General features: G+C 65.2%; 4 protein-coding genes. All 4 read right to left on the bottom strand.

The window, feature by feature from the left end; genetic code table 11:
* Positions 1–139: 139 nt before the first annotated feature.
* On the bottom strand, positions 140–1528 hold the full coding sequence (locus OXG98_08230; GenBank protein ID MCY3771992.1) for a sugar ABC transporter substrate-binding protein: 1389 nt from the start codon (positions 1526–1528) through the stop codon (positions 140–142).
* A gap of 146 nt (positions 1529–1674) precedes the next feature.
* Positions 1675–3018 (bottom strand): sugar ABC transporter substrate-binding protein, encoded by a 1344-nt coding sequence (locus tag OXG98_08225; GenBank protein ID MCY3771991.1) that lies wholly within the window; start codon positions 3016–3018, stop codon positions 1675–1677.
* A gap of 73 nt (positions 3019–3091) precedes the next feature.
* A complete protein-coding gene (locus OXG98_08220) occupies positions 3092–4591 on the bottom strand; it encodes an alpha-N-arabinofuranosidase (protein MCY3771990.1) in 1500 nt (499 codons plus the stop codon).
* A gap of 77 nt (positions 4592–4668) precedes the next feature.
* Positions 4669–5610 (bottom strand): ribonuclease HIII (gene rnhC / locus OXG98_08215; protein ID MCY3771989.1); only part of this gene is annotated, 942 nt, incomplete at its 5' end.

Raw genomic sequence — 5610 nt, 5'->3', positions numbered from 1 at the left:
GTGTGTTCGGCATGAGTGGGTATTCCCGCAGGGGTAGCAGGAACACCGTGGCGATGGGGTAGAACAGGAATCCAGCGATGAGCAGGTAGGCGGGGGCCAGGAGCAGGTAGGGTTCGGCTTTTTTCATGGCGCGGCCAGGTTACGAGATGCCGGACTGCCCGGACGGCTCAGACGGCCCGGGCGGCCCGGGCGTGTCGGGACCGTGGCGGTCCACATAACGCTTCTGGGCCCGATCCAGGAAGTCCGCCAGCCGGTCCAGCGTTTCCCGTGGCGACTGCCTGCCGAGGAGCATCTTCTGCTGTTCTTCGGTGACCAGCACCTCGATGAATTCGCCCATTTCGGGCAGGTAGCTCGGGTACCAGTTCTGCAGGAGCTTCGTATCGGTGGCCATGTCCATGAAGGGCCGCAGGAATCCCCGGCCGAACCAGGGGTCGTCCATGCCCTGCTTCACCGTCGGCAGCACGCTCGCCTCCTTGCTGTAGGCGATGAGCTGTTCCGGCGACATCATCCATTCATAAAAAGCCAGCGCCCCGTCCGGATTCTTCGCGCCGCTCGAGATCGAAAGGATCCAGATGTCGTTGGACGCCACGTGGGCCCGGGGGCCGGCGGGCATGGGGGCCGTGACCAGGGTCGATTCGTCCATGCCGTGATCCAGGCAGGTGCGCACCACTTCCGGGTCCTGCTCGATGCACCCGCAGATGCCGGACCAGAACCCCTGCACCAGTTCGTTGTATCCCCAGTTCACCGAGTCCGCCGGCGCCAGCCCGTCACGATAGATGTCGTTCCAGAAGGCCAGTCCTTCCACGTGGGCCGGGCTGCTTATGATGCAGTTGTGGTCCGCGTCGAACCATTCGTTCGTGCCGGAGAACTCCTCCAGCATGGGCCACCAGGTCCAGAAGCCCCCGCGGGCTCCGCGCAGGGCGTAGCCGTAGCGGCCCCGGTCCCGGTCGGTAATCCGCTCCAGCAGCGCGCGCCACCCGACCCGGGTCTCCGCGGGTTCCAGCCCCCGCTCCTCCAGCCACCTCCTCCGGTAGAACATGGCCCGCGTCGTCAGTTCCAGGGGCAGCCCGTAAACCCGGCCGTCCTCGATGGCCGTGCTGCTTTCGCACCGGAGTAGACCCGTCCGCGTGAAGGCGTCGCGATGGGGCCACGACGCGTACCAGGGGGTCAGGTCCTCAATGGCGCCCATGGCCCTGAACTCGGCCATCCACTGCCCGGTCGCCGCGATTACGTCGGGAGGACTGCCGCCGGCGATCATGGTCAGCAACTTGGTGTGCCCCTGGTCCCACGGTACGGGCATCACTTCCACACGCAGGTCGTCCCGCAAGGCCATGAAGCGGTCGACCCGCCGGGTGAGGGCGCGGTTCTTCACCTCGCCCATCGGGCTGAAAACCGTGACGGTCGGGCGGTCATCCCCGCCGCCGCAGCCCAGCACGGCCGCGCCCGCGACGGCCGTACCGCCGAGCCTGAGCATATCGCGGCGGGTGAGTCGACTGACTTTCCTGAGGGGTCTGACGTGATGAGGCATCGTGTGGGTTTCGTAACAGCGAAGCGGCCGCCTGCACGGTCCACCGCGCCGTCGTACGGCATAGTCTGCTGCCGCGCCAGGCCGGAGGACGGGGCGTGTTGAATCACCGCGTCAGGCCGGCGGACGGGGCATGTTGAATCGCCGGGCTAGACCGGCGGACGGGGCGTATCCGGGCCGTGCCGATCCACGTATTTCTTCTGCGCCCGGGTCAGGAAATCGGCCAGCCGATCGAGGGCCTCCTGCGGCGATTGCCTCTTCAGCAGCATTTTCTGGTGCTCCTCGGTTACCCGCACCTCGAGAAACTCTCCCATCTCCGGCAGGTAGTTGGGATACCAGTTCTGCATGATGGCCGGATCGCTCACCATTTCCACGAAGGACCGGTAGAGGCCCTGGCCGAAGGCAGGATCCTTCATGGCCTCGGCGAAGGGCGGGATCATGTTGACGTCCCTGCAGTACCGAAGCCGCTGTTCGGGCGCCATCAGCCAACTGAGAAAGGTCCAGGCTTCGTCCTTGTGCCGGGAAGCCGAAGACATGGACGTATACCCCCCGTCGGACAGGGCCACGCGGGCCCTTGGGCCGGCGGGCATGACCGTGATGGCGAGGGTATCTTCGTCCAGGCCGTGCTCCAGGCAGGTCCGGACCACCTCCGGGTCCTGCTCCATCGTGCCGCAGAGCCCCGACCAGAATCCCTGCACCAGTTCGTTGAAGCCCCAGTTCAGCGAATCGGGCGGCGCGAGGCCGTCCTGGTAGAGGTCGTTCCAGTAGGACAGCCCCGCCACGTGGTCCGGGCCGTTGATGACGCACCGATGGTCCGCGTCGAACCATGCGTTTGACCCCGCGAACTCCTGGGCGATGGGCCACCACGACCAGAATCCGCCCCGTGCGCCACGGAGTGCGTACCCGTAGCGCTGACGGGCCGGATCCGTGATCTGCTCGAGCAGTGCGCGCCATTCCTCCCGTGTTTCCGCCGGGGCCAGGCCGTGTTCGTCGAGCCATTCTGTGCGGTAGAACATGGAACGGACGGCCACTTCCGTGGGGAGGCCGAATACCTGGCCGCCGTCGAAGGCCATGGTCGCCCGGGTCAGCCTTTTCACCTGTTCGGTGTAGCCCTGCAGATGAGGCCAGTCCCGCACCCACGGTCCGAGGTCCTCGAGGGCGCCCATGGCCCGGAACTCGGTCACCCACCAGCTGGGGATGGTCATGACGTCGGGCGGCGCGCCGCCCAGGATGGCGGTGAGGTATTTCGAATGGGCCTGGTCCCAGGGCACCTTGACGTGTTCGATCCGGATCCCGGGATGAAGCTCCATGAACTCGGCGATGAGCGGCTCGAGGGACCGGTGCTTCTCCCTCGTCTGGGCCGTCATGAAACGCAGGACCGTCCGGTCGTCGGAGCCGCCGCAGCCGAACACGGCCGCGCCGAGCAGGGCGCCGCCGCCTATTTTCAGGGCGTTGCGGCGGGATAGTTTCCGGGATGCTGGGTTTTCTGACATGAAAGGATGCGACTTCGTTGCGGCAGTCAGCCGGGACTTGACGCCGGACGTCGAAGACAGGCTACGCCGCGGCCTACCATTCCTCGAGTTCGAAGGTCATCGCCGCGAAGGAGAGCGGGGGAAGGAAGCACTGTACCCTGCCTCCGGCGACCTTGATCTCCTCAAAGGGCTGTTTGCCGACCCGGTCGGGCTGCTCGAACGAATTGGCGGCCTTCGGATCTCCGCCTCCGGTGAGGATCTCGGCGCCGACCAGGGACTCGATCGGCCGGTCTTCGAGGACGATGCGCAGCGGTACGGACGCATCCGTGCTTCGGTTCGCGGCGAAGACGTGCAGTTTTCGGTCGTCCTGGATCATGGCGGCGTCCACGTGGTTCGCCCGGCCATAGCTTTCGCTCCTGTACCCCGTACCGTCCACGAAGGTCCGGAGCGCCATGCCTTCGCGCCGCCCCGCGTACATCGTGAAGGGATGGTATATGGACTGTACGAGCAACTCGTCGCCGCGGGTGATCAGCGGGGCGATGACGTTGACGATCTGGGCGATGTTCGCGATGCGGACCGAATCGGCGTGGCGGACGAAGCTGTTCAGGAACCCGGCGACGACGAGGGCGTCTTCGAGATTGTATACCTCTTCCACCAGGTGCGGCGCGAATTTGCCCTCCCCGTCGGTCTCGCGGTTCTTGTACCAGACATTCCATTCGTCGAAGCACAGATAGGTGCGCTTGCTGCTCCGGCGCTTGGCCTGGATGAAGCGGCATACCGCGTCCATTTCCTCGATCTGCCGGTCGATGGAGTTCGTCACCGCCAGGTAGTCCGGCGTGTCGTCTTTCGGGTTGCCCACGTAACGGTGCAGGCTGATGTAGTCGGCGTAATCGCCCAGGTAGTCGAGGACCTGGCGGTCCCATTCCATATAGGTGTCGAACATGTCCACGGAACAGGAACCGCAGGCTACCAGCTCGATCCGCCGGTCCGCGTCCTTCATCATCTTCGCGGCCTGCTGGGCCCGGATCGCGTACTGGTCCGCCGGCACGTGGCCGAGCTGCCAGTGGCCGTCCATCTCGTTGCCCAGGCACCACAGGCCAACGTCATAGGGCATCTCCTCCCCGTTCCCCACCCGTATGTCGGCGAAGTTCGTGCCCGCGGGACAATTGCAGTACTCGACCCAGTTCCGGGCTTCCTCGGGCGAGCCCGTGCCGAGGTTGACCGTGAGCATGGGCTTCCAGTCCATTTTACGGCACAGCCGGATGAACTCGTCCGTGCCGAAAGCGTTCGGCTCGACGCTCTGCCAAGCGAGTTCGCGCACGGTGGGACGCAGCGTCTGCGGGCCCACGCCGTCCATCCAGTGGTAGCCGGACGCGAAGTTGCCCCCGGGATACCGCATGACCGTCATGGACTGACGCCTCATCGCATCCATGACGTCCGCGCGGAATCCATCCTCGTCCGCATGCTTGCAGTCCGGGTCGTACACGCCTTCGTAGACGGCCCGGCCGATATGTTCCAGAAAGCCCCCGAAGACCCGCGGATCGACGGGCGCAATCTGAAATCTCGTATGGGCGTATACCGTCGTCTGTCGCATTCAGCCCGCACCCTTATCGGCAACCGTTTTTAAAATCCGGCGATTCACCTGTATTGATTGTACTAAATCCGGCGGGTTTACACAACCTGGACCGTGGTCTTGTAATGCATCTTGGCCACGCGGGACAGTTTATCCGCCCCGTGCCGCTCGACGTATTTCCGGGCGGCGGAGACGACCGGCGGACCAGCGCCCTTGGGCAGCGTAAGGCCGGCTTCGCCGGACAGCCTGTCCAGGTATTCCAGGAAGCGGTCCCGGGCGAGAATGGATGCCGCGGCGACGGCCAGGTACCGCTCTCCCCGGTGTTCCTGGATCAACTCGATCTCCCGGCCCTTGTTCATGAGACGGGATCGAATGTAGCTTTCGTTACCGAACTGATCCGCCACGGCCAGTCGGCACGGGGTGCATTCCAGCAGGCTCTCGATGGCGCGGGCGTGGGCCCAGGCCAGGAGATGGTTGAGATTCCTGCCTTCCCGCCGGAATTCCTCGTACAGCGTGTTGTACCGTTCCGGCGGAATGATCACCTCGCGATATCGCTCGACGCAGATCCGCCGGATCTCGGCGGCCAGGACGCGGGACCTTGCGTCGCCCAGCTTCTTGGAATCCCGGATGCCCAGGGCCGCCAGCTGCTCCCGGGTCCCGGATTCGACCAGGACGCCGCCGACCACCAGAGGACCGAAATAGTCGCCCTTGCCGGACTCGTCCGTACCAATGTGGGGCAGGGAAAGCTTCCGGGTCCCGGCACCGCCGGATCCATCGGCGGCCGCTTCCCCGGGCTCATCCAGAAAAGGTGAAAGAACGTGCAGGATCACCCGGAGCAGGTGATCCGCCCTGCCCTGGATCATCAGGGTACCTTTCTGGTACTGCTTGAGGACCAGCCTTTCCCCTTCGTCGGCGAATTCCAGCACCCAGTCGCACCAGGCTTCGGTCCTGCGCTCCGACGGGCCGATATGCTCCAGGGCCTCGCGGATTCCGGCCCGGGCGCGGGCGTCGGGGACGTCGTACCTGCGGGATACGGGCTC

The sequence above is a fragment of the Gemmatimonadota bacterium genome, from assembly GCA_026706345.1.
Classification (GTDB): Bacteria; JAAXHH01; JAAXHH01; order JAAXHH01; family JAAXHH01; genus JAAXHH01.
Note: the sequence above shows the minus strand (reverse complement) of the source record. Positions and strands in the feature narration are given on the sequence as shown.